Source organism: Sulfuricaulis sp. (assembly GCF_024653915.1).
GTDB lineage: Bacteria > Pseudomonadota > Gammaproteobacteria > Acidiferrobacterales > Sulfurifustaceae > Sulfuricaulis.
The window spans coordinates 61,002-81,489 of sequence record NZ_JANLGY010000001.1; the positions used below are offsets into that span (position 1 = coordinate 61,002).

Annotated in this window: 21 protein-coding genes and 2 tRNA genes; 6 read left to right on the forward strand and 17 right to left on the reverse strand. The window is 57.4% G+C overall.

The features are described from left to right. Nucleotides 1-2: 2 nt before the first annotated feature. The 3 genes from malQ to glgC are packed head-to-tail and all read right to left on the reverse strand — an operon-like array spanning nucleotide 3 to nucleotide 4,436. Nucleotides 3-1,475, reverse strand: a complete 1,473-nt coding sequence (gene malQ, locus NUV55_RS00280; protein ID WP_296669345.1) for a 4-alpha-glucanotransferase — start codon at nucleotides 1,473-1,475, stop codon at nucleotides 3-5. Next, nucleotides 1,472-3,136, reverse strand: coding sequence for a glycoside hydrolase family 57 protein (locus NUV55_RS00285; RefSeq protein ID WP_296669347.1), 1,665 nt, complete (start codon nucleotides 3,134-3,136; stop codon nucleotides 1,472-1,474). Before NUV55_RS00285 ends, malQ begins: the two co-directional genes overlap by 4 nt. A gap of 31 nt (nucleotides 3,137-3,167) precedes the next feature. Further along, on the reverse strand, nucleotides 3,168-4,436 hold the full coding sequence (gene glgC / locus NUV55_RS00290) for a glucose-1-phosphate adenylyltransferase (protein ID WP_296669348.1): 1,269 nt from the start codon (nucleotides 4,434-4,436) through the stop codon (nucleotides 3,168-3,170). A gap of 253 nt (nucleotides 4,437-4,689) precedes the next feature. Between glgC and glgA the strand changes: the two genes are divergently transcribed. Beyond that, nucleotides 4,690-6,198, forward strand: a complete 1,509-nt coding sequence (glgA, locus tag NUV55_RS00295) for a glycogen synthase GlgA (protein ID WP_296669350.1) — start codon at nucleotides 4,690-4,692, stop codon at nucleotides 6,196-6,198. Here the strand turns inward: glgA and NUV55_RS00300 are convergent. The 4 genes from NUV55_RS00300 to NUV55_RS00315 form a co-directional block, all read right to left on the reverse strand. Further along, nucleotides 6,153-6,974: an alpha/beta fold hydrolase gene (locus tag NUV55_RS00300; RefSeq protein WP_296669351.1), complete on the reverse strand. Its 822-nt coding sequence runs from the start codon at nucleotides 6,972-6,974 to the stop codon at nucleotides 6,153-6,155. The genes glgA and NUV55_RS00300 overlap by 46 nt on opposite strands. A gap of 40 nt (nucleotides 6,975-7,014) precedes the next feature. Beyond that, a complete protein-coding gene (raiA, locus tag NUV55_RS00305; RefSeq protein ID WP_296669353.1) occupies nucleotides 7,015-7,356 on the reverse strand; it encodes a ribosome-associated translation inhibitor RaiA in 342 nt (113 codons plus the stop codon). An 88-nt stretch (nucleotides 7,357-7,444) separates the two neighbouring features. Next, a complete protein-coding gene (locus tag NUV55_RS00310; RefSeq protein ID WP_296669354.1) occupies nucleotides 7,445-7,660 on the reverse strand; it encodes a hypothetical protein in 216 nt (71 codons plus the stop codon). 33 nt (nucleotides 7,661-7,693) lie between these two features. Next, nucleotides 7,694-7,900, reverse strand: a complete 207-nt coding sequence (locus tag NUV55_RS00315) for a hypothetical protein (protein ID WP_296669357.1) — start codon at nucleotides 7,898-7,900, stop codon at nucleotides 7,694-7,696. A gap of 190 nt (nucleotides 7,901-8,090) precedes the next feature. On the opposite strand from NUV55_RS00315, the gene NUV55_RS00320 reads away from it, so the two are divergent. From NUV55_RS00320 to NUV55_RS00330, 3 genes are all read left to right on the forward strand, one after another. Further along, the gene (locus NUV55_RS00320) at nucleotides 8,091-9,080 is read left to right on the forward strand and encodes a hypothetical protein (RefSeq protein WP_296669359.1); all 990 of its coding nucleotides are present in this window, start codon (nucleotides 8,091-8,093) and stop codon (nucleotides 9,078-9,080) included. Nucleotides 9,081-9,236: 156 nt separating this feature from the next. After that, entirely contained in the window at nucleotides 9,237-10,832 is a 1,596-nt protein-coding gene (locus tag NUV55_RS00325) for a 1,4-alpha-glucan branching protein domain-containing protein (protein WP_296669361.1), read from the forward strand. A 92-nt stretch (nucleotides 10,833-10,924) separates the two neighbouring features. Beyond that, a complete protein-coding gene (locus NUV55_RS00330) occupies nucleotides 10,925-11,065 on the forward strand; it encodes a hypothetical protein (RefSeq protein WP_296669363.1) in 141 nt (46 codons plus the stop codon). Nucleotides 11,066-11,312: 247 nt separating this feature from the next. On the opposite strand, the gene NUV55_RS00335 is transcribed toward NUV55_RS00330, so the two are convergent. Next, a complete protein-coding gene (locus tag NUV55_RS00335; protein ID WP_296669364.1) occupies nucleotides 11,313-12,308 on the reverse strand; it encodes a glucokinase in 996 nt (331 codons plus the stop codon). Between the two features lie 79 nt (nucleotides 12,309-12,387). Between NUV55_RS00335 and NUV55_RS00340 the strand changes: the two genes are divergently transcribed. After that, nucleotides 12,388-12,474 (forward strand) — tRNA-Leu (locus NUV55_RS00340). A gap of 51 nt (nucleotides 12,475-12,525) precedes the next feature. On the opposite strand, the gene NUV55_RS00345 is transcribed toward NUV55_RS00340, so the two are convergent. From NUV55_RS00345 to pcnB, 7 genes are all read right to left on the reverse strand, one after another. Then, a complete protein-coding gene (locus NUV55_RS00345) occupies nucleotides 12,526-13,173 on the reverse strand; it encodes a hypothetical protein (RefSeq protein WP_296669366.1) in 648 nt (215 codons plus the stop codon). 164 nt (nucleotides 13,174-13,337) lie between these two features. Continuing rightward, nucleotides 13,338-13,718 (reverse strand): aspartate 1-decarboxylase, encoded by a 381-nt coding sequence (panD, locus tag NUV55_RS00350; RefSeq protein ID WP_296669367.1) that lies wholly within the window; start codon nucleotides 13,716-13,718, stop codon nucleotides 13,338-13,340. 61 nt (nucleotides 13,719-13,779) lie between these two features. Beyond that, the gene (gene panC / locus NUV55_RS00355) at nucleotides 13,780-14,634 is read right to left on the reverse strand and encodes a pantoate--beta-alanine ligase (protein ID WP_367280301.1); all 855 of its coding nucleotides are present in this window, start codon (nucleotides 14,632-14,634) and stop codon (nucleotides 13,780-13,782) included. A gap of 175 nt (nucleotides 14,635-14,809) precedes the next feature. After that, nucleotides 14,810-15,613 (reverse strand): 3-methyl-2-oxobutanoate hydroxymethyltransferase, encoded by an 804-nt coding sequence (gene panB / locus NUV55_RS00360; protein WP_296669372.1) that lies wholly within the window; start codon nucleotides 15,611-15,613, stop codon nucleotides 14,810-14,812. Beyond that, complete coding sequence (locus NUV55_RS00365; RefSeq protein ID WP_296669374.1) at nucleotides 15,610-16,260, reverse strand: deoxynucleoside kinase; 651 nt, start codon at nucleotides 16,258-16,260, stop codon at nucleotides 15,610-15,612. Before NUV55_RS00365 ends, panB begins: the two co-directional genes overlap by 4 nt. Before the next feature lie 33 nt (nucleotides 16,261-16,293). Beyond that, nucleotides 16,294-16,803 carry a 2-amino-4-hydroxy-6-hydroxymethyldihydropteridine diphosphokinase gene (gene folK / locus NUV55_RS00370; protein ID WP_296669375.1) on the reverse strand — a complete coding sequence of 170 codons (510 nt, stop codon included), beginning with the start codon at nucleotides 16,801-16,803 and terminating at the stop codon, nucleotides 16,294-16,296. Continuing rightward, a complete protein-coding gene (gene pcnB, locus NUV55_RS00375) occupies nucleotides 16,796-18,145 on the reverse strand; it encodes a polynucleotide adenylyltransferase PcnB (protein WP_367280306.1) in 1,350 nt (449 codons plus the stop codon). The genes folK and pcnB overlap by 8 nt, the downstream gene beginning before the upstream one ends. Nucleotides 18,146-18,257: 112 nt before the next feature. Between pcnB and NUV55_RS00380 the strand changes: the two genes are divergently transcribed. Then, nucleotides 18,258-18,333, forward strand: a tRNA-Glu gene (locus NUV55_RS00380). Between the two features lie 619 nt (nucleotides 18,334-18,952). Here the strand turns inward: NUV55_RS00380 and NUV55_RS00385 are convergent. Both NUV55_RS00385 and NUV55_RS00390 read right to left on the reverse strand, forming a co-directional pair. Beyond that, the gene (locus tag NUV55_RS00385) at nucleotides 18,953-19,618 is read right to left on the reverse strand and encodes an ankyrin repeat domain-containing protein (protein WP_296669376.1); all 666 of its coding nucleotides are present in this window, start codon (nucleotides 19,616-19,618) and stop codon (nucleotides 18,953-18,955) included. Between the two features lie 179 nt (nucleotides 19,619-19,797). Next, on the reverse strand, nucleotides 19,798-20,487 hold the full coding sequence (locus NUV55_RS00390; RefSeq protein ID WP_296669378.1) for a dienelactone hydrolase family protein: 690 nt from the start codon (nucleotides 20,485-20,487) through the stop codon (nucleotides 19,798-19,800). Nucleotide 20,488: the final 1 nt, after the last annotated feature.

Genomic DNA, 20,488 nt, shown 5'->3' on the forward strand with positions numbered 1-20,488 from the left:
ATTTACATCCTTCCATAGGACTTCGCCATCCGCATCAGGCGTTCCGTCAGGTCGGGCGGTAACTGATCCCAGGTAAAACGCCAACTCCAATTCCCGTCCGAAATGCCGGGAGTATTCATTCGCTGCCCACGTCCCAGCGCCAGCACGTCCTGCATGGGAATGACCGCCAGTTGCGAAACCGAAGCCAGCGCGGCGCGGATCATTGGCCAGGGCATCGGCTCATGAGGATAACCAAGATATTCCACCACGCGCAACTGCCGTTCCGCCGGCAGATCCTCGAACCAGGCCAACGTCGTGTCGTTGTCATGAGTACCGGTGTAAACCACGCTGGCCTGACGATGATTGTGCGGCAGATAAGGATTGTCCGCGCCACTGTCAAAGGCAAATTGCAGGATTTCCATCCCGGGCAATTCATAATTGTCACGCAACGCGAGCACTTCCGGCGTGATCAGGCCGAGATCTTCCGCCACCAGCGGCAGGCTGCCAAAATGTTTTCGCAGTGATTCGAACAGTGCATCGCCCGGCGTTTTGACCCAACGTCCATTCACCGCGGTTCTATCCGCTGCCGGAATTTCCCAGCAGGCCTCAAATCCGCGGAAGTGATCCACGCGCACTAAATCGAAACGCCTGAATTCGGTGGTCATGCGCGCAATCCACCAGCGGAATCCGTCTGCCTGCATCCGGTTCCAACGGTACAATGGGTTTCCCCAACGCTGGCCTTGTGCGGAAAAATAATCTGGCGGCACTCCCGCTACCATCGCAGGCTGTCCACTGTCATCGAGCTGGAAATATTCGCGCTGAGTCCAGACATCGACGCTGTCATGCGCCACGAATATCGGCATGTCTCCGAACAGCAGTACGTTGCGCTCCGCCGCGTACGTGCGCAGCGCCTGCCACTGACGCTCAAAGACAAATTGCTCGAAATACACATGCGCAATTTCATCGATAAGCCGCACGCGCACCGCGGCCAAGGCCTCCGGTTCACGGTCGCGCAACGGTGCCGGCCACTGGAACCAGGCCTGGCCGGAATATTCCCGGCGCAAAGCGCGATACAGCGCATAGTCTTCCAGCCAGTGCGCTTGCGCGTTGATAAACGTCTCAAAGGCCTGAATCTCGGATTCCGAAGCGCGCTGCATGAAGGTGGTATGCGCTTGTGTGAGCCGATCGAGACGATAAGTGATGGCATTTACCGTGCTGTCGGGCTTGTCCCCTTCCAGCCATCCCCATTCGACGAGCCTGTCGAGGCTGATGAGCATGGGATTGCCGGCGTGCAGCGACAACGCCGCATAGGGTGAGCCGTCGCGATGCGTCGGACCGAGCGGCAACATCTGCCAAACACTGAATCCGGTCTGCGCCAGGAGATCCACAAAACGGTGTGCATCGGCACCCAGGTCGCCATTGCCGACGCCGCCCGGCAACGACGTGGGATGGAGCAACACCCCGGCGCGCCGCTGTTCGAGGACGGCGGGAATCATCCGGTGGAAAGCTGACCGGGGCGCATGGTGCCACCGTGCACGGGAGCACCCCCGCCACGCGTGAATACTTGCGCCAGATATTCCGGTGGCTCCACGCCAATCAGTTGATACAGGTTGGTGAGATGCAGACGGTAAAGCTGTTCAAAATCGGCCACCGTTGTGGCCGGATTATCGCCACCGAACCACCAGAACCAATCCGAGCCCTCGCAGATGGCAAGCTGGCGCCTGGCGCGTTCAAGGTGTGACGCATCGAGGCGGACCATCGCGTCGTCAAATGCGCGCTTGGCGTCACCGAGCATGTCCCAACCGCGGTTCTTGTCCGGCTCGCCGATCCAGGTTGACAGCGTGCCGTATACCCACGATCCGGTGACAAGCTGGCGCAGAGGTTTGGCTGCCACGGATTTCAGGCAATCGGAGAAAGTGGTCAGTTCGATACCGGGGTGTTCCGACAGACGTCGATAAAGCGCACTTAGAAAGAAATAGGCATTCTCCGGGTAGTGCTCCCACGCATTCTCCCCATCCATGATGATCGAAACAACATGCTCGGGGTGTGCGCGGCAGCAATGCGCGATGTTTTCCAGATGATGCACGAGGTTGCTGACCGCGTCTTCGGCGTGCCAGGTGGCATAAGTGAAGCCGATGAGATCCGACAATCCGTCGTCGCGGAAGAAACAGCTCATGCCGCTCTCGGCAACTGAATAATGCCGGTATAGCCAGGCCTCTTTCATGTGGTGATCCGCGTGGCCCGAATGGATCAGACTGTTGTGAAGCACAGCCTCGCCGCTCGCGGCCCAACGGAAACCCGCTGCCGCCAGCAATTTCAGGGTGGGTGCGCTCACCGCACCCTCCGATGGCCAGCAACCAACGGGCGCAAAACCAAAATGCCGACGGAACGTTTCAATGCCTTCACGGATATGCCAGCTTGCACGCTCTTCGCCGCCGGGATACTGCGGCAACAATGGCAAAGGTGCCTGCGGCATGGCTTCGCGCGCACAGGAAAAATCAAGCAACAATGGCGAAATGGGATGGGCATAGGGCGTGACGGAAAGTTCAATCTGCCCGCGCGCGGCCAACTGTGCGTAGCGAGGAATCACGTTCGACAGCAATTCGCCGATGACGGTGAGCAACTCGCGCCGATCGTGGAGCGTGTAACCCGACGCTTTTTCCAGCAAACGCCTGACGCGTGCATCGCCGCGGCGCACCGTTTCGCCGAGCCAGGCGAGGTGATACCACACCAGCAGATCCGCAAGGTACTGGTTACTCATGTAACGGAGGGAATCGTGATGCGCCACAATCCATTTCGCCATGTCAGCCAAACGGCGATAGGCAGGATATCGGTCTATCATGCGCGACTCATTGGCGCGCAGGCAGGCCTTGATGAGCATTACGCGCTGTTCTTCCGAAGGCGGCAACGCGGGACTGACAAGAGCGGCGAGCACGGGATCTCGGATGGAAAGACTGTTGGTGAGAAAACCTTCGACCTGCTTTGCATAGTCTTCTATCTGCTCAAGCAGCAGCGGAGCGAAATTGACTACAACGCGTGCCGCGGGCACGCCCTCGAGATGCGCCACCATGTCGGTGTAGTCCTTGATGGCGTGCAGATAAGTCCATGGCAGGTGGTGGTTGCCGCTTACCAGGTCGCGATATTCCGGTTGGTGCATGTGCCAACAGAGAACAACTTTTAAGCGGATGTCATCGGGCATGATGCATTTCCTGGCCCAGCATCTCCGGCGTGACCAACACTACCCCCCCGGGGCTTACGTAGAATCGTTTGGCGTCTTCTTCGAGATTCTCCCCGATCACCGTGCCTTCCGGGACACTACAGCCCTTGTCAATCACCGTCCGCTTGAGCCGACAATGGCGGTTGATTACGACATCCGGCAATACAACGGAATCAACAACGTCGCAGTAAGAGTGCACCTTGGCGTTCGAGAACAGCACAGAATGGCTTATGCGCGACCCGGAGATGACGCAGCCACCCGACACCATCGAATCCACGGCCATGCCGCGGCGGTCGTCGTCATCGAATACGAATTTGGCCGGCGGCAGCTGTTCCTGATAGGTCCAGATCGGCCACTTGGCGTCGTAGAGATTGAGCTCGGGCGTGACCCCGACCAGCTCGATGTTCGCCTCCCAGAAGGCGTCGATGGTGCCCACGTCGCGCCAGTAAGGCTGTGCACCCGTGGCCGGATCACGGAACGGGTAGGCCATGACGCGATAGGAATCGATGATCGAGGGAATGACGTCTTTGCCGAAATCATGCGATGAATACGCGGTGTCGGCGTCGCGGATGAGCTGCTCGTACAGGAACCGGGTGTTGAACAGGTAAATTCCCATGGAGGCCAACGTGGTATCAGGACGGCCTGGTATAGATTCCGGATTTTCCGGCTTCTCCTGAAACCCAATAATCTTGCTGTTCGTGTCCACTTGCACCACGCCAAACTCACGCGCTCGCGTCACCGGCACTTCGACACAGCCAACGGTAACGTCTGCCTTGCTGTCGATGTGATGCAGCAGCATCGAGCCATAATCCATCTTGTAAACATGATCGCCAGCGAGGATCAGCACGTAGGACGGATCGTGGTTTCGAATAATGTCGAGATTCTGGTAAACCGCATCGGCGGTGCCGGTGTACCAGGAAGTCTCGATGCGCTGCTGGGCCGGCAAGAGTTCCACAAATTCATTCAGCTCGCCGCGCAGAAAGCCCCAGCCGCGCTGGATGTGCTTGATGAGCGAATGCGCCTTGTACTGTGTTAGCACTCCGACACGTCGTATGCCGGAATTCATGCAGTTCGAGAGCGGGAAATCGATAATACGGAACTTGCCACCAAAGGGCATCGAAGGTTTGGCGCGCCACAGGGTGAGATGCTTCAATCGCGATCCGCGCCCACCGGCGAGAATGAGGGCCAGGGTGTCGCGTGTCAGTCTGGTGATGTGTTGTGAGGATTGGCCCGGATTCACGATCGCACTTCCTTTGGAGTCGGCTGTCCCGCGTAATTATCCATATACGGCGATGATTTCTGAATTTACCACAACACCATGAATTCAAATACACTACCCGCTTCCGGGAAACAATGATCAAAAGAATTCAAGCCACGGGGACACGGGGAAAAGCATGTAAAAGGGCAAGGAAGACTTTCCTGCTCTGCTGCTGCCTTTCATGCCCCGTGCTCCCCGTGGTTTAAGATTTTGGTTTTCATTTAAAAGACTCAAAATGCCGAAAATCCTGTTCGTGGCGAGCGAGGCCCACCCGCTGGTCAAAACCGGCGGTTTGGGCGATGTCGCCGGCAGCCTGCCCGTCGCGTTGCAGTCTCTGCGCGCCGACGTGCGTCTGCTGCTCCCTGCCTACCGCGACACCCTGGCGCGCACCGGCAAACTCAAACACGTGGTCACTTTGACCGTTCCCGGCCTCGAATCGCCCGTGAGAATCCTCGAAGGCAAGCTGCCTGGTACGCCGGTCATTGCATGGCTTGTCGATTTTCCGCCCGCTTACGACCGGCCCGGCAATCCCTATCTTGACCCCCACGGTCAACCTTGGCCAGACAATCCCATGCGCTACGCACTGCTGGCGCATGTGGCCACGGCGCTGGCGCTCGGTCGCACAACACTTAAGTGGCTCCCAGACGTGGTGCACTGTCACGACTGGCAGACAGGGCTGGTGCCGGTGCTGCTGGCGCGGGAAAAATCAAGACCGTCGACGCTTTTCACCATCCACAATCTTTCCTATCAGGGTCTTTTCCCCTACCAGACTTTCACGGCACTCGCGTTGCCACAAGAACTTTGGTCACCCGAAGCGGTCGAGTTTCACGGCCAGATGTCGTTCATAAAGGGCGGCCTCGTGTTTGCCGATCAACTAACCACCGTTAGCCCAAACTATGCGCGTGAAATCCAGACGCCAGAATTCGGTGACGGTCTGGATGGTCTATTGCGCCATCGCGCCGCCCGGTTGACCGGGATTCTGAACGGCATCGACGATACAGAATGGAATCCGGCGCGTGACTCGTTTATCAGCAAGCCTTTTTCCCTGCGCCAACCACGTAACAAGACTGCCAACAAGCTGGCACTGCAAAAAGAATTCGGTTTGCCGCAGGATAAAAACACAGCGCTGATTGGCATGGTCGGCAGACTGGTGCAACAGAAAGGTATAGATCTGGTGCTCGACACGCTCCCCGCGCTCATGCATCGGCCCTTGCAACTGGTGTTGCTGGGAAGCGGAGAGACTGGATACGAAGACTCCCTGCGTAAACAGGCCATGCGCTACGCTGACCGGCTCGCGGTATGCATCGGTTATGACGAGGGGTTGGCGCACCGGATCGAAGCTGGGTCGGACATGTTCCTGATGCCGTCACGCTTCGAGCCCTGCGGGTTGAATCAGCTCTACAGCCTGCGTTACGGAACCATTCCAATCGTCCATCGAGTTGGCGGCCTGGCTGACACCGTGGTGGACGCCACGGATGAAAACATCGCGAACGGCAAGGCCAATGGCATCGTTTTCCAGGAAGCGCATGCTGGTACGTTGCTTGGAGCCGTGGATCGTGCACTCGCGCTGTGGAGAGATGCTGGGCGCTGGAAACGAATCATGTCCGTCGGAATGCGTCAGGATTTCTCCTGGCGTCGCAGTGCTGCCGAATATCTGCAACTATACAAGCGCTTGCAAAACTCCGCGCCGGGTGTCCGTCAACGCGAAAGAAAATCGGCTACTTCCTCCAGCCGTCGGCGGTGAATCCCGGGCGTGGCATCCTGAAACGGATGCGCGTAATCCAGGCGTCGCACTACCCTGCCGCCACGATCCTTTACCGCGATCATGAGCTCCTCCATTTCCGCTGGCCACACGACACGATCGCGCTCCCCGATGACAAGCTGCAGACGTGAGCAGTCTGCCGGCAGATGATTAGCGGGATCGAACTGCTCAGGGCACCCCAGGTGTGAAATACGGCTGGGCGAAGAGTCCACAACAAGCGCGGAATATTCACTGGTGGCGCCTACGGCATTCAAGAGAATAATCCCGCCCATCGACATGCCGTATAGAACGCGGCGGGAATAATCCTGGCGGTTGAGATGCGCAACGATCTCGCGATAATCGGAAACAATGGCATTCAGCCGGCTGCTGCCCGCGGAGAGGCCGTAACCCCGATAATCGTAAACGTAAACATCAAATCCCCGGTCGCGGAAGACTTGCAACTCACCCATGATTTGGTCAGCAAGCATGGCATTGCCTTGCGCCACCAGCAGATACCCCCGGGGATTCCCCGAAGCACGCAAGCGGTAACCACCGAGCCGGCGTTTATCAAGGGTTTCGAAATGGATGGGTTCAACGCCGCGTAGGCCTGCCAGTCTTCGAGAATCCGGCGAGCCGGCGGCACGACGAAATGTCCAGAATGCCAGCGGCTCGCGCACGAAACCACACACACTGAATTCCGGATCGGGCTTGTCGGTCTCGAACGAACCCATGGCATGAACGCTACCCACGGCCATCATGCCCAGCAGCGCGCCCGCCACAGCGCGGGGGCAATTTCCGCGACAAGGCGCGGCGCGAAAATCAGGTGCCAGGCGTGGAATGGGCCTTCACATCGCCACGCTGACGCCGCGCGAAATCCTCCAGCTGCCGGGTGATGGCGACAAAGGCATCGCGGATCGCGACATAGACATCCTCATGCTGCGCCTTGTTCGCCACCAATTCCGCGCCGGGCACGGAGAGGTCAATATGAACGCTGTAGAGCTTGCCTTGATGCTGGTGTCGCTGCGGCGTCTCCACCACCACACGACAGCTGATGATCTTTTCATGAAAGCGGCTGAGTTTCTCGGCTTTCTCGCGGATACGGGACTCGACGGCGTCGGATTGCGGCATGTCTTTCAAGGTTATCTGCAACGGAATCTGCATAATCATGCTCCCCTTTGGTGCATAGGTAACTGGTAAGCGTGACTCCCTTCTCGCGAATCACATCCTGAACGACAAGGATACCCTGATTTCAGATTTTCCGCTCCTTGTAGTACGGATCCACCCAGCAGCGCGGCAGGCGCTCGCCGGAAAGGAATGTCATATCGGACTTGCGGAAGCCGGTCGGGTCCGGCATCTCTTCACCGGCGTGGAACCTGCCCTTGACTTCATTCCTGAAAGGATTAGAGAGGGCTTCGACATCCATCACTTCCACAATGTCGCCACTCGAAACGTGCCTGAGAAACATGGCGCCTCCTTCACCTTGTCCGTGCCACCGACTTCAGGAGTGTTTCGCGCTCCTGGCCGTGGCGAAACAATCTTCGCGCCACTGGCAAGCGGTTTGATCGCACACACCTTCATAGGCTGTGGCGAAACAGTCGAAATTGCCTTCCTTGATCTGGATCGCCTTGATCAATTCGGCTTTCTCGGCCTTACCGAGTGCCAGCCCCTGCTCACGGGCAATTTCGCGTATCCTCTGGATTTTCATGGTCTCGCCTCCTTGCGAATGTTAGGAACACCCAAGAGACGTCTGCCCAGTAGCAAAATAATGGCGCGGCAGGCGTATTTCTACTTTGACGGATATCAATAAATCATATCTGTTCCAAGAGCGCCGTATGCCTGCTATTCCTCTCCGCGCGCCGGCTTGGGTCTTTACAATTCCGGCTCGGAGTGGAAGGATGACAGATATTCGCCAGTCGGATTTTTTTCTCAACACCAAGTCTTCGTCAGTGAAACTCGATACCTCAAGCAAAAACCTCAAGGAACTGCGCGCCTTGGCCCGATCCCGCGGTCTGCGCGGATATTCCAAATTGTCGCACAGCGAACTCGAAAAGCTATTGTCGCGACCTAACGGGCACAAACCGGTTGTCGCGGGGATAAGCGTGAAAGCGGCGCCAAAAAAGACAAAGAGCGCGGTCCGGGCCAAATCCCGCTCAACCGCACCCAATGCGACCGCGCGCACCAAAAAGAAGCAGCCAACCATCCCGGCCGGTCACCCCGCTGCACACGTTGCCTCGGAGACTCAATCCTTGGCGCCGAAGTGGGAATGGGCCACCGACACCCAGCGCCAATACGCGGATGAGGAACAGGTCGAAAGCGCGAAATATGCCATTGTTCCGCCCGGCGTGACGGCGCCTCGCGTTGAAATGGCCGATCTCAACGAAAATATCGATGATCTTCCGCCGGTTAACGAACCCATGCTTTGTCTGCTGCCGCAGAAGCCCGGCGTGCTGCACGGTTATTGGATCATGCCGCCGGGCGCAATGCCGAATCCTCAAGCGCTCAAGCTCCGTCTCGGGCGCATCGCCCGCGAAACCTTTGAAGTCATCGATGAAATCACCCTTCCACATGAACGCGGGCATTGGTATTTCCACGTGGATGAGGCCGCTGATATGGGCGCAGTATTTTTGCTACTGGGTTACTACGAGCCGGGCGGGCGTTTCGTCAGCGTGAATCGCCGCGGCATTGCGCGCATTCCGAATCTGTATGCCTCTGATCGCACTGATCGCCTGTGGTGGGTGAGCGAGGAGCAATTCCGTACCATGTACCGGCGCGCGGGCGGTTACGTCCGTGGCCCACATCTGGGCTGGGCCGCTTCGATCAGCAGTCCCGGCGGCGCGCCTTCTTCTGACCATCTCGCCAAGCCGGGCAACGTCAGCAGTCGTTAAGTATTCCTTTGAAAAAGAATCTTAAACCACAGGGAGCACGGGGAATCAAGGCTAACGGAAAAACGGAACGGCTGTTCTTGTCCTGTCACGCGCCCTTCCCCGTGTTCCCCGTGGTTTGAATTGATTTTGTTACCGGTTCTTTAGGATATTTCCACGGTGCAACCCAAAGGATACCTCGCGCTCGTCCTGCACGCGCACCTGCCGTTCGTGCGCCATCCGGAGCATGAGCGTTTCCTCGAAGAAGACTGGTTCTTCGAGGCCATGACCGAAACCTACCTGCCGTTGCTCAATGTCTTCGAAGGCCTGACACGCGATAACGTGCCTTTTCGCGTGACGATGTCGCTCACCCCTACCCTGCTCTCGATGATGACTGATCCGCTGCTACAGAATCGCTACGTGCGCTATCTCGATGAGCGACTCGAGGCGCTGGAAGGCGAGCGCCGGCGCACCAAAGGCGATTCCTATTTCAATCCGGTAATACTTTTTTACATCGACCTGTACACGCGTCTGCGTCATCGCTTCATCGAACAGGACCGCCTGGACGTGACGGTAGCCTTTCGCCGCCTGATGGAGGACGGCTCGCTCGACATTCTCACCTGCGGCGCGACCCATGGTTATTTCCCGCTGTTGGCGGTTAACGAAGAAAGTATCTATGCCCAGCTTTCCATGGCGGTACGCACGCATCAACGCATCCTTGGCCGCAAGCCACGCGGCATCTGGCTGCCAGAGTGCGGTTACACGCCCGGCGTGGACCGGCTGCTGCGCGAGTTCGGGATCGATTATTTCATCCTCGACTCGCACGGTCTGCTCAACGCCGAGCCACGGCCAAAGTATGGTGTACACCGCCCGATCCGCACCCCGGAAGGCCCAGCCGCGTTCGCGCGCGATTACGAATCCAGCAAACAGGTATGGTCCGCGGAGCAAGGCTATCCGGGCGATCCCGCCTACCGCGAGTTCTACCGCGATGCCGGCTTCGACGTGCATGAATCCCACATCCGGAAACTGCATCATGCCGACATCCCGACGTTCACTGGCCTGAAATACCACCGCATCACTGGCAAAACCGATTGGAAAGAACCCTATCACCCCGGTTGGGCGCGCGAGCGCGCCGCGGAGCACGCCGGGCATTTCATGTTCAACCGTCAGCACCAGATCAATTGGCTGACTTCTTTCTTCGACCGACCGCCGATTATCCTGGCGCCCTATGACGCCGAGCTCTTCGGCCACTGGTGGTTCGAGGGGCCGCAATGGATTGACTTTCTGTTGCGCAAGATGGCGCATGACCAAAACGACATCAAGACCATCACGCCGTCGGAGTATCTCGACCGTTATTCCGATCTGCAGCCGGCCTCACCGCCCGAATGCAGCTGGGGCGCCGGCGGATTTCACGAGGTGTGGCTGAACGGCAAGAATGACTGGATATACCCGTATCTGCACAGCGCCGCCGAAAAGATGGGGGCGCTGGTGCGGCACTTTCCGGAGGCGCCGGGTACACAACGGTGGGCCCTGGATCAGGCCGCGCGTGAATTATTGCTGGCACAATCCAGCGACTGGGCGTTCATCATGAAGACCGGTACCAGTGTGGAGTATGCCGTGCGGCGTTTCAAAACCCACTTGCACCGCTTTCATCGCTGTGTCGGTATGGTGGAGTCCGGAAATTACGACGAACCCTATTTGAAAGAAATCAGTGCGCGCGACAGCCTGTTTCCGGATATGGATTACCGGATTTTTCAGAACCGACCGTTGCTATAACAATTCCAACGGCCCGCACCAGTCGGTGGCCGGCGATCGATGGATGCAGGTCCGATCATCCTGGGTTACTGCACTTGTTGGGGACAGGGTGTTTGCTGCGACAATTCTATAGCGCGGCGTTGCTCGTCGGCCGTATGTTGCGGTTCGAAAAACTCACGCGGACGACCTTCTGGATGCTGTTGTCGCTCGACTTCGAATTGGCGCCGCGCGGCTTCGCGTTCTTCGGGTGTTGATGTGTCTCCAAGAGCAGGAATATCATCCTGCGGGAGATCGGGATGCTCGCGATCGAAGCGGTCTCGGTCTTCGGAGGTTACGAGTTGTCCTTCTTGAGGAGGCATTTGTGTACCTTCGATCCGTGGCCCGGAATCGTTTGGCGTTTGCGGCGGTACGCAATCACTGGGTTGGGCCCAGACTAAAGTCGGGGAGAGACAAGCGATAACGAGGATAAGATAAAGTCGCATTGGAACCTCTTCGTAAGCGTTATATCAGATGCATTGCCGCGAGCACGGCCCCGATCAGACCCACTTCAGGCTTGATCGCCACCCGCACCGGGATGTCCGCCACATACTTCTTCATTTTTCCCTTGTTCAGGAACGCACGCATGAACCGGCCGTCGGTCAGTCTTGAAATGATCTTCGGTGCGATGCCGCCGGCGATGTAAACACCGCCTGTCGCTCCGGCCGTCAGCGCCAGATTGCCTGCCTGCGCGCCGTAAATATCCACGAAAAGATCCAGCGCCTGATTCGCGAGCGGATCATTCTGCTCCAGTGCCGCCTTTGTGATGACTGCCGCCGGATCGTCGATCTGCATCATCCTGACCACCAATGGAGATTCAGGTGTTTTCCCACGCGCCTTGAGAAAACCATAAAGCTCAACCAAACCATGGCCGGAAAGAACAAGCTCCCATGATGTACGACCGGCGTCTTTCAAAAGATGGCGCGTGAGCTCGATTTGCAATTCATTCGTTGGGGCGAAATTCGCGTGCCCACCCTCGGTGGCGATGGGTTCATAGTGGTCCTGTAGCCAGACGAGCACCCCTTGCCCCAGCCCGGTGCCGGCGCCGATCACTGCGCGCGGACCGTGTTTGACCGCCTTGCCTTTTTGCAGCACAACCAGATCTTTCTTCCCTATAGCCACAATGCCGTGACCGATGGCCTGAAAGTCATTGATGAGGCAAAGCCGGGAAAATTTGAAACGGCGTTTGAGATCCTGACCGTGTATCTCCCATGGGAGATTAGTCACCTTGACGCTTTGGCCTCTCGCCGTTGTCTTGACCGGCCCGGCGATGCCGAAGCAGACGGCCCTTATATTTTTCTTTTTTTCTGCCTTGAGGAATTCATGAACGATGGAAGACAGGCTGTCATAAGACGCACTGTCGAAGCGCTGCTCCCGGACAGCGTGGTAACGGCCTGCCTTGCACTCCGCGATTTGCAGCAGTGTCTTGGTCCCGCCGATGTCGCCAGCCAACACACGCATTTCAATTCATCCCCATTGTCGGGAACAGGACATCACATTGTGAGGACGATGGCAAGATTGCTATACTCACGCGCCTCAAGCCGGGGTGGCGGAACTGGTAGACGCGCCAGACTCAAAATCTGGTGGTGGCAACACCGTGTCGGTTCGATTCCGACCCTCGGTACCAAAAATAAAGGGGCTGCCGTAAGGCAGCCCCTTTTTCTTGTGGGTCGAAACTTTACTGTGCCGAACAGGCAAGCCGCAGAGGTTCGCCGCGTGCGGCGCCGGCCGGCATGGAGACAGCATAGACCGTCGCGCCAGCTCCACATTTCCACTCGGCGGTGAAATTTTTGGCGCAATCAGGGGGCGAATCTTCCAGCCCGGCAGGATCGATTTTGTGTTCACACTGGGTTTGCCCATCACAGGCGCGCGACACCTGGGCCGTGGCGTTACCGGGCTTGGCGCCACAATTGATTCCGAAGGCGCCGGTGACAACCTTGATCAATGACTTGGTATTTTCCGCTTTTTCACCCACACGTGCCTTGTCCGTCATTACCACACTGCTCTGCGATGCCATGGCGAGACTTGCTGTGACTTCTCCCGATGTATTCGCCGGAAGGTGTACAGGCGAGGATTGAGACGAGCCCATGCTTTCGCGCACCTTATCCCGCAAAGCATCTGTTTCGTTAAAGTGCATTGCCAGACCCACAAACATGAGAATGACGCCGAGGAGGGTGGCACCAATCCTGCCGACGTTTCCTGGTTCGATTTTCCCCTCGATCCGTCCCAGCACAGCCAGCAGGAGAAACAGAATGGCGGCAAGAATGAACATGCGTGCCAGCGGCACGTCTACCATTCTCGCTATCAGCTCTTGCATGTATCTCATCGTTTTGTGCCCCTGGAATCGCCACGCCCTCTTATTGCAAATAGTAGAAGGACGCCGAGATAGCAACCGGCCAATGATCTGTCCGGTTTCACCGCTGGTCGAGGTTTGTGACAAAAAACAGGAGATGAAACAGAAGAAAGCCCGGGATGGCTCCGATCCGACGGCTAGGCGACCTGCACCGGGATGGAATTACGCGTATGGGTGATGTGGTTGCGACTGTTAACGTACACCAGGCGCGGCTTGTAGGCAGCAAGCTCTTTTTCCTCGAACTCGGCATAGGCGCAGATGATAACGATATCGCCAGGTTTAGCCTTGTGCGAGGCAGCACCATTGACCGATATGATGCCCGAACCCTCTTCGGCACGGATGGCATAGGTGGAGAAGCGCTCGCCGTTGGCGAGATTGTAAACATCGATACGCTCGTATTCGCGAATGTCGACGGCGTCCAGCAGGCGGCCGTCGATCGCGACCGAACCCTCGTAATCGGGCTCGGAATGCGTGACGGTCACGCGGTGCAACTTGGACTTGAGCATAATGCGACGCATAAAACCTCTAAAACCTGCAGCTGTTCTTCATATTATCGTGCCTAAACCTCGCGTTTTCAAATCACGATTTCAGCTCAAATTCGACGTTGTCGATGAGTCGTGTCTGTCCCAGCCATGCCGCCGCCAAGGCCACGAGCTTTCGGTCATCCGCCCCCGGCAGCTGCAGATCGGATTGTCGGCGGACATTCACGTAGTCGGGCCTGAAACCGTCCGACTGCAGATCGATAACGGCATTTTCCTCCACCGCCGCGAGATGCATGCCTTCCCGCAATACGCGGTCACGTAACCGGCACAGCGCCTCGTACAGACGCGGCGCGGTTTTGCGCTCCTCGGGCGATAAGTAGTTGTTACGCGAACTCAAGGCCAGCCCGTCCGGCTCGCGCACCGTGTCCACGCCGATGATCTCCACCGGCAGGCCGAGATCGGACGTCATCAGGCGGACGAGCAGCCATTGCTGATAATCCTTTTTGCCGAACACGGCGACGTCCGGCGCCACCAGATTGAACAAGCGATTCACCACGGTGGTGACGCCACGAAAATGCCCGGGACGGAACGCACCACAAAGTTCATTGCTCAGGCCCGGCACTTCAACGACAGTTTGCGCCTCGCGTCCGCGTGGACACATCTCGGATTCCGCCGGCTTGAACAGCATGTCCACGCCCGCAGAGAGCAAGGCCACTTTGTCATGCGAAGCTGTGCGCGGATAGGAATCGAAGTCCTCGTTCTGCCCGAATTGCAGGGGATTAACATAAATACTCGCCACCACCGCCTGTGCGTGATTCCGCGCTTCCTGCATCAGGCGCACATGACCGGCATGAAGGTTTCCCATGGTTGGAACAAAGGCGATGCGCTTGCCGCTCTGGCGCAGCCGCGCGATCTGTTCCCTCAGTCCGGAAATGGTTTCGGTCACGACCATATGATCATTTGACGCAAAGACGCGAAGACGCAAAGGGAAAAATAAAAATTAAATAAATACGGAAAATACCAATAAGGAATTTGGATAATGAAAATCCCGTAAGATCAAGCTCAATCCAAGCCTGTCTTGTGGGTTCTGATAATTTTCGCATTCTTTGCGTCTTTGCGCCTTTGCGTCAAGAATTAAAACAATGCTCCGGGCCCGGAAACGCACCGGATCTGACGGCAGCGATATAGGATTTGACTGCCGCTTCGATGCTGGATGCATCATGCATGAAATTTCGGGAGAACTTGGGGCTCGGTCGCGGATAAATGCCTAACATGTCATGCAATACCAGCACTTGGCCGTCACAATCCTTGCCCGCGCCGATTCCTATGGTGGGAATATCCAGTTCTGCGGTAATCGATTTTGCCAGTTCCGCCGGCACCGCTTCGAGCACCAGCAGGGATGCGCCGGCTTCCTGCAGAATCCTGGCATCTTGACGAATTCGCTCCGCGGAAGTGGTTTCGCGTCCCTGTACACGGTAACCACCCAGTTGATGCACCGATTGCGGCGTAAGTCCCAGATGCGCGCACACCGGCACACCGCGTTCGACCAAAAAACGCACTGTCTCGGCCATGGTCTCACCGCCCTCCAGCTTCACCACCTGCGCCCCACCTTTCTGCATCAGGCGTCCCGCTGAAGCAAAGGCATGCGAGGGACTTTGCTGATAACTCATGAAAGGCATGTCCGTAATAATCAGAGCACGCTTTGTCCCACGCGCTACGCAGCGACTGTGATATGCCATGTCGGCAACGCTGACCGGAAGCGTGGTTTCATGACCCTGCATTACCATGCCAAGAGAATCGCCAACCATAATCATATCGATGCCGGCGTTATCAAGCAGGCTCGCAAAACTGTAGTCGTAAGCAGTCAGGCAGGTGATCTTCTCGCCCCGGCGCCTCATTTCCTTAAGCGTGGTGAGCGTAACCGGCTTCACAGGTTGGCAGCGAGAGGATTGAAGAAATGGCGCCCGCTGCGAATCTTGCGGATGTGGGAGAGCAATGTCTGGAAATCCGCTTCACGATCCACAATGTTGATCCGCTCCGCGTTGACGACGAGCAAAGGCGCAGCCGTGTAGTGATGAAAAAACTGGGTGTAGGCGTCTACCAGGATCTGGAGGTAATCGCGATCGATAAGTCGCTCATATTCAACCCCACGACGACGCACACGTTCATGCAACACGTCCACCGGCGCCTGCAGATAAATCACAAGGTCCGGCACCGGCAGGTTCAGGCTCATTTGGGCATATACCTGCTCGTACAGCCGGAGTTCATCGTCATCCAGGTTGGCGCGTGCGAACAGCTTGTCCTTGTCGAGCAGGAAATCCGAAACATAACCGCTGCTGAACAAGTCGCTTTGCTTGATCTGTTCGATCTGACGTGCACGCTGAAACAGAAAGAATAATTGCGTCGGCAGCGCATACGACTTGCGCGACTGATAAAACCGTTCGAGAAAGGGATTGTCTTCGGGATGCTCAAGTAATGGCTTGGCGCCAAAAACTTCTGACAAACGCACGGCCAGACTGGTCTTGCCCACGCCAATCGGCCCTTCGACAACGACATAACCCGGATTTTCACTGTTCATGCGCTGGAAATCCTCAAAGATGGGCAATACCCGTTATCCGACATCTATCTTCTGTATCGGCTGGCCGGCACAGTCCGCCAGCAAATCGCGCAACACTCCCCTCCCCGGAATGACCAGATCCGGTTCGATTTCGTGCAAAGGATACAGGACGAAAGCGCGTTCGTGGAGTCTCGGGTGCGGCACGGTCAATTCCGCCATCTGGATCGTCTGATCGCCGTACAACAACAGATCGAGATCCAGCGTCCGTGGGCCACCTTTATCCCCTTGTCGCTGGCGTCCATGCATGCGTTCGACTTCAAGGAGGTTCTGCATGAGCGTCACCGGCGCCTGTCCGGTATGCACGCGGCAAACGGCGTTAATAAAGTCCGGCTGCTCGCGCAGGCCCACCGGCGCGGTGCGATAAAATGACGAGCAGGCCTCGACACGGGTTTGTGCAAGTTGCCCCAGCGCCGTCACACCGGCGCGCACTTGCGCAACGGGATCGGCCAGATTACTCCCCAGCCCAATGTAGGCGCGCACCGTATTTTCTGACGGCTTACTCATGCCTCGGCGCCTGAGCGGGCGATGACCGGCGTCGCCGGCGGCGGCGTTTTCCGCCACCGCCGGGCGCAGCAAATTCCGCCACCATGACGCGACGTTCATTTTCGTCCGCCGATTGGAAACGCGTCCACCAATCGGCCAGCGACTGCTCAGCCTCACCGGTTTCGGCCCGCAACAGAAGAAAATCGTAGGCGGCGCGGAAGCGTTTAATTTCGAGCAGGCGGAACGCCTGCTGACCAGCGCGCCGTTCAAGGCGGCTCTGCATGCTCCAAATTTCGCGCATCGGCACACTGAAGCGCTTAGGGATCGTGACGTGCCGCAGCTGCTCACGCAACACATGTTCCGCGGCGCGGAACATGGCGTCATGGCCGTTCATGCCACGTGCGATGTGCTCGCCCATTTGCTCCCTCACGGGCTCCCACAACAAGGCAGCAAAGAGAAACGCCGGCGTTACCGGCTTGTCAGCACTCACGCGCGCATCGGTGTTGGCCAGCGCGCGCGGCACCAGCGTTACGGGGAAACCCCCTTCTTCGTGTTCAAGACTCTTTTCCGTTTGCGGAAACAGATACTGGAACAAGCCGTAGTGACGCAATAATTCGTAGGTTTCAAGGGCATAGCCGCCATGAAACAGCTTCAGCACTTCCTCGAACATCCGTGCCGGAGAAACGGTGGCCAGCAAGGGCGCGAGGTCGCGGATGGGCGCGGCGGTCTTTTCTTCGAGGTTAAAACCCAGCTTGGCGGCAAAACGGACTGCGCGCAGCATGCGTACCGGGTCCTCGCGGTAGCGCGTCGCGGGATCGCCGATCACGCGCAGTATGCCGGCCTTAAGATCCGGGACGCCGTCCGCGTAATCGATAACACTGAAATCATGGATATCGTAATACAACGCATTAACGGTGAAATCACGCCGGACGGCGTCCTCTTCCTGGGAGCCAAAAATATTGTGGTCCGGTGCATCCGTCGTTGAGTCGTCTTCAACATCCTCCCCTTCCGTTTCTTCTTCCGTCGAAGGGGGCTCCTCGGTAATGTCACGGGGAATGGCGCGGAAAGTGGCGACCTCGATGATATCCCAGCCAAAACGCACGTGAACCAGGCGGAAACGCCGGCCAATGATCCGTGCGTTGTGGAACAGCTTGCGGATCTGCTCCGGTCGCGCGTTAGTTACGACGTCGAAATCCTTGGGTTCGCGCCCCAGCATAAGATCGCGCACGCACCCACCCACCAGCAGGCTGGCGTAGCCGGCTTCTTTCAGACGGTTCAGAACCTTGAGGGCGTTTTCGCTGATCTGCGTGCGCGTGATGATGTGTTGCGCGCGCGGAATGATGACGGGGTTGTTAATCGTTATTTCACCTGTCCGTTACAAAGCCGACAATCAGTGCACACATAATCTGTTGGTGCTTTGTCGGCCGGTACGTATAATAACACCGCTTTTGGCGCCCTGCGCGCCAACTCCGAACGCTCCCATCGTCTAGTGGCCTAGGACGCTGGCCTCTCACGCCGGTAACAGGGGTTCGAATCCCCTTGGGAGCGCCAAAACTAAAATGGACCCATTTTTTTGGGTCCGTTTTAGTTTTGGAGGTTGTTCTTCCCAAGGGGATGAGAACCCTCGGCTTGACGGACGCCATCCCTGGCGTCCGCCCTTCGGGCGCGCTAAAGCGCGTCCAATTTTGTTCCAGACAAAATTTGTCGACCAGCGCGCGCGGAACGCCGCCGCGAAGCGACGGCGGCCCCGGAAGGGGCGAGGTATAGGACGTACCGAGTAATCCCCTTGGGAGTGCCATACTTGCCGTCCTTGGCGCAACCCCGTGACTTCGACTAACCCTGGCCCACGCATCTCGCTGCGCAATCCTTGCTTCGCTCGAAGTCCTGCCCGGCCTTCCTTGGCCGGGCGTTCGCTGCTTTCGCAGCTCACCCATGTGCGGGCGCTCGGAGGCACGAGAACACATTAAGTGTCTTCGTGACAATTCTGCCGGGAGCAGAATTGGACAGCGGAGCGCAGCGACGCTGGCCCCGGAGCGCGAAGCGCGAAGGGGCGAGCCCCAGGGATGGGGCGAACAAAACTCCGTCTCGCCCCCTTGGGAACTATTTGGGAGCGCCAAAACTAAAAAGGGCCCATAAAGGGCCCTCTTTAGTTTTGATTGGCGCACTAAATCTATTGTTCTTTCGCGCCTGTACCGCCACCGCCGCCCTTTTTCATCAATTCCACGATACGCGTATAGCCACCGCGTTCGGCGATCTTATCCGCTGTGTCACCGCGCCCGTCCTTGGAGTTCACGTCCGCACCGTTGTCGAGCAGCATCTGGACGATATCGCTATAACCTTTATAGGCCGCCGCCATCAACGGCGTCTTGCCGCTAACGGTGCGCACGTTCACGTTCACGCCCTGGTTTAACAATGATTGCACCACGGCAATCCGCCCCTTGAGTATGGCCGTAAACAGCGCCGCCGCGCCGTGCGCGGTTTTGGAACGGCCGCTTTTCTCAAGGCCGGAAGGCAACTTCAGCAGGCGATTACTGAGGGAAATGACGATCATGGCCACCAGTCCAAGTAGACTGATCTGCGGATCGATGCCGAATTCCTTGGCGATATCCTCGGGCACGTTGGCACCGGCGGCGAGAACCACGATCACCAGGATAAGGGTGAATTTGAGATACCGGACCAGCGCCACAGCTATAACAGCGATCAACCCACCAAGCAGATAGCGGCGATCAAAACTGATCCAATCCGTCCAGGCGTCAGGCAGATTGGCTCCGATACTGAGCAACACAACAACAGCGACGAGACCCCAATCCCGCGGCGATTCTTTTAATAAGACCACAAAACCTCTCCTCTGTTTCCAGTCAGACTGTAGCCGCCACCCTAACCCCTGTTGCGACACTTAGCCTTAAGTCTAGATGCATTTTCTGCTCTGTGAAGCCGGCAATAATGCAAATAAAACCTGGTGCCGAATACCAGAAAACACCGGGCATTCCGGGCAAAAACCGCTCGCAAACCGCTTCACGCGTCCTTGTCCCCGAGAATACGCTCCAGCCAGCGGGCAATATCCCGGATTTCATCCGGCGCCACGGTATGCCCCATAGCATAGGTATGCCACTCAAGATCAAGTCCGTGCGCTTCCATCCGACTGTGTGCATGCTGCGCCAAATCAAACGGTATCATGCGGTCGTCCGTCCCATGCGCCATAAATATCGGGACCTTGACGTTAGCTGGATCAGCCTCCGCCATCAAGCTCTCTGCAAAAGGAACGGGTGCCGACAAGGACATAATTCCAGCCAGTGACCTGGCATAACGCAGACCGGTATGAAGCGCAATCGCCCCACCCTGGGAAAATCCCGCCAGCACAATGCGCTCACTGGCAATGCCGCGCTGGATTTCATTCTCGATCAGGCCTTGCATGATTTTTTCAGATTCGCGGATATGCTCGATATTTTGCTCAAAACCGCGCTCGGACATGGCGATGTCATACCAGGCGCGCATGACAGAACCGCCATTAATGGTCACCGGCCGGTAGGGCGCGTGCGGGAACACAAATCGCAGAACGGGTTTTGCCGGCAATCGCAGTTCAGGAATGATGGCTTCAAAATCGTGGCCATCGGCACCCAATCCATGCAGCCAGATGACGCTGGCAGAGGGCCTGGGCCCTGTTTCAACTTCTATGGCAGGTTCCTCGAGCGGCCGGACATCCATA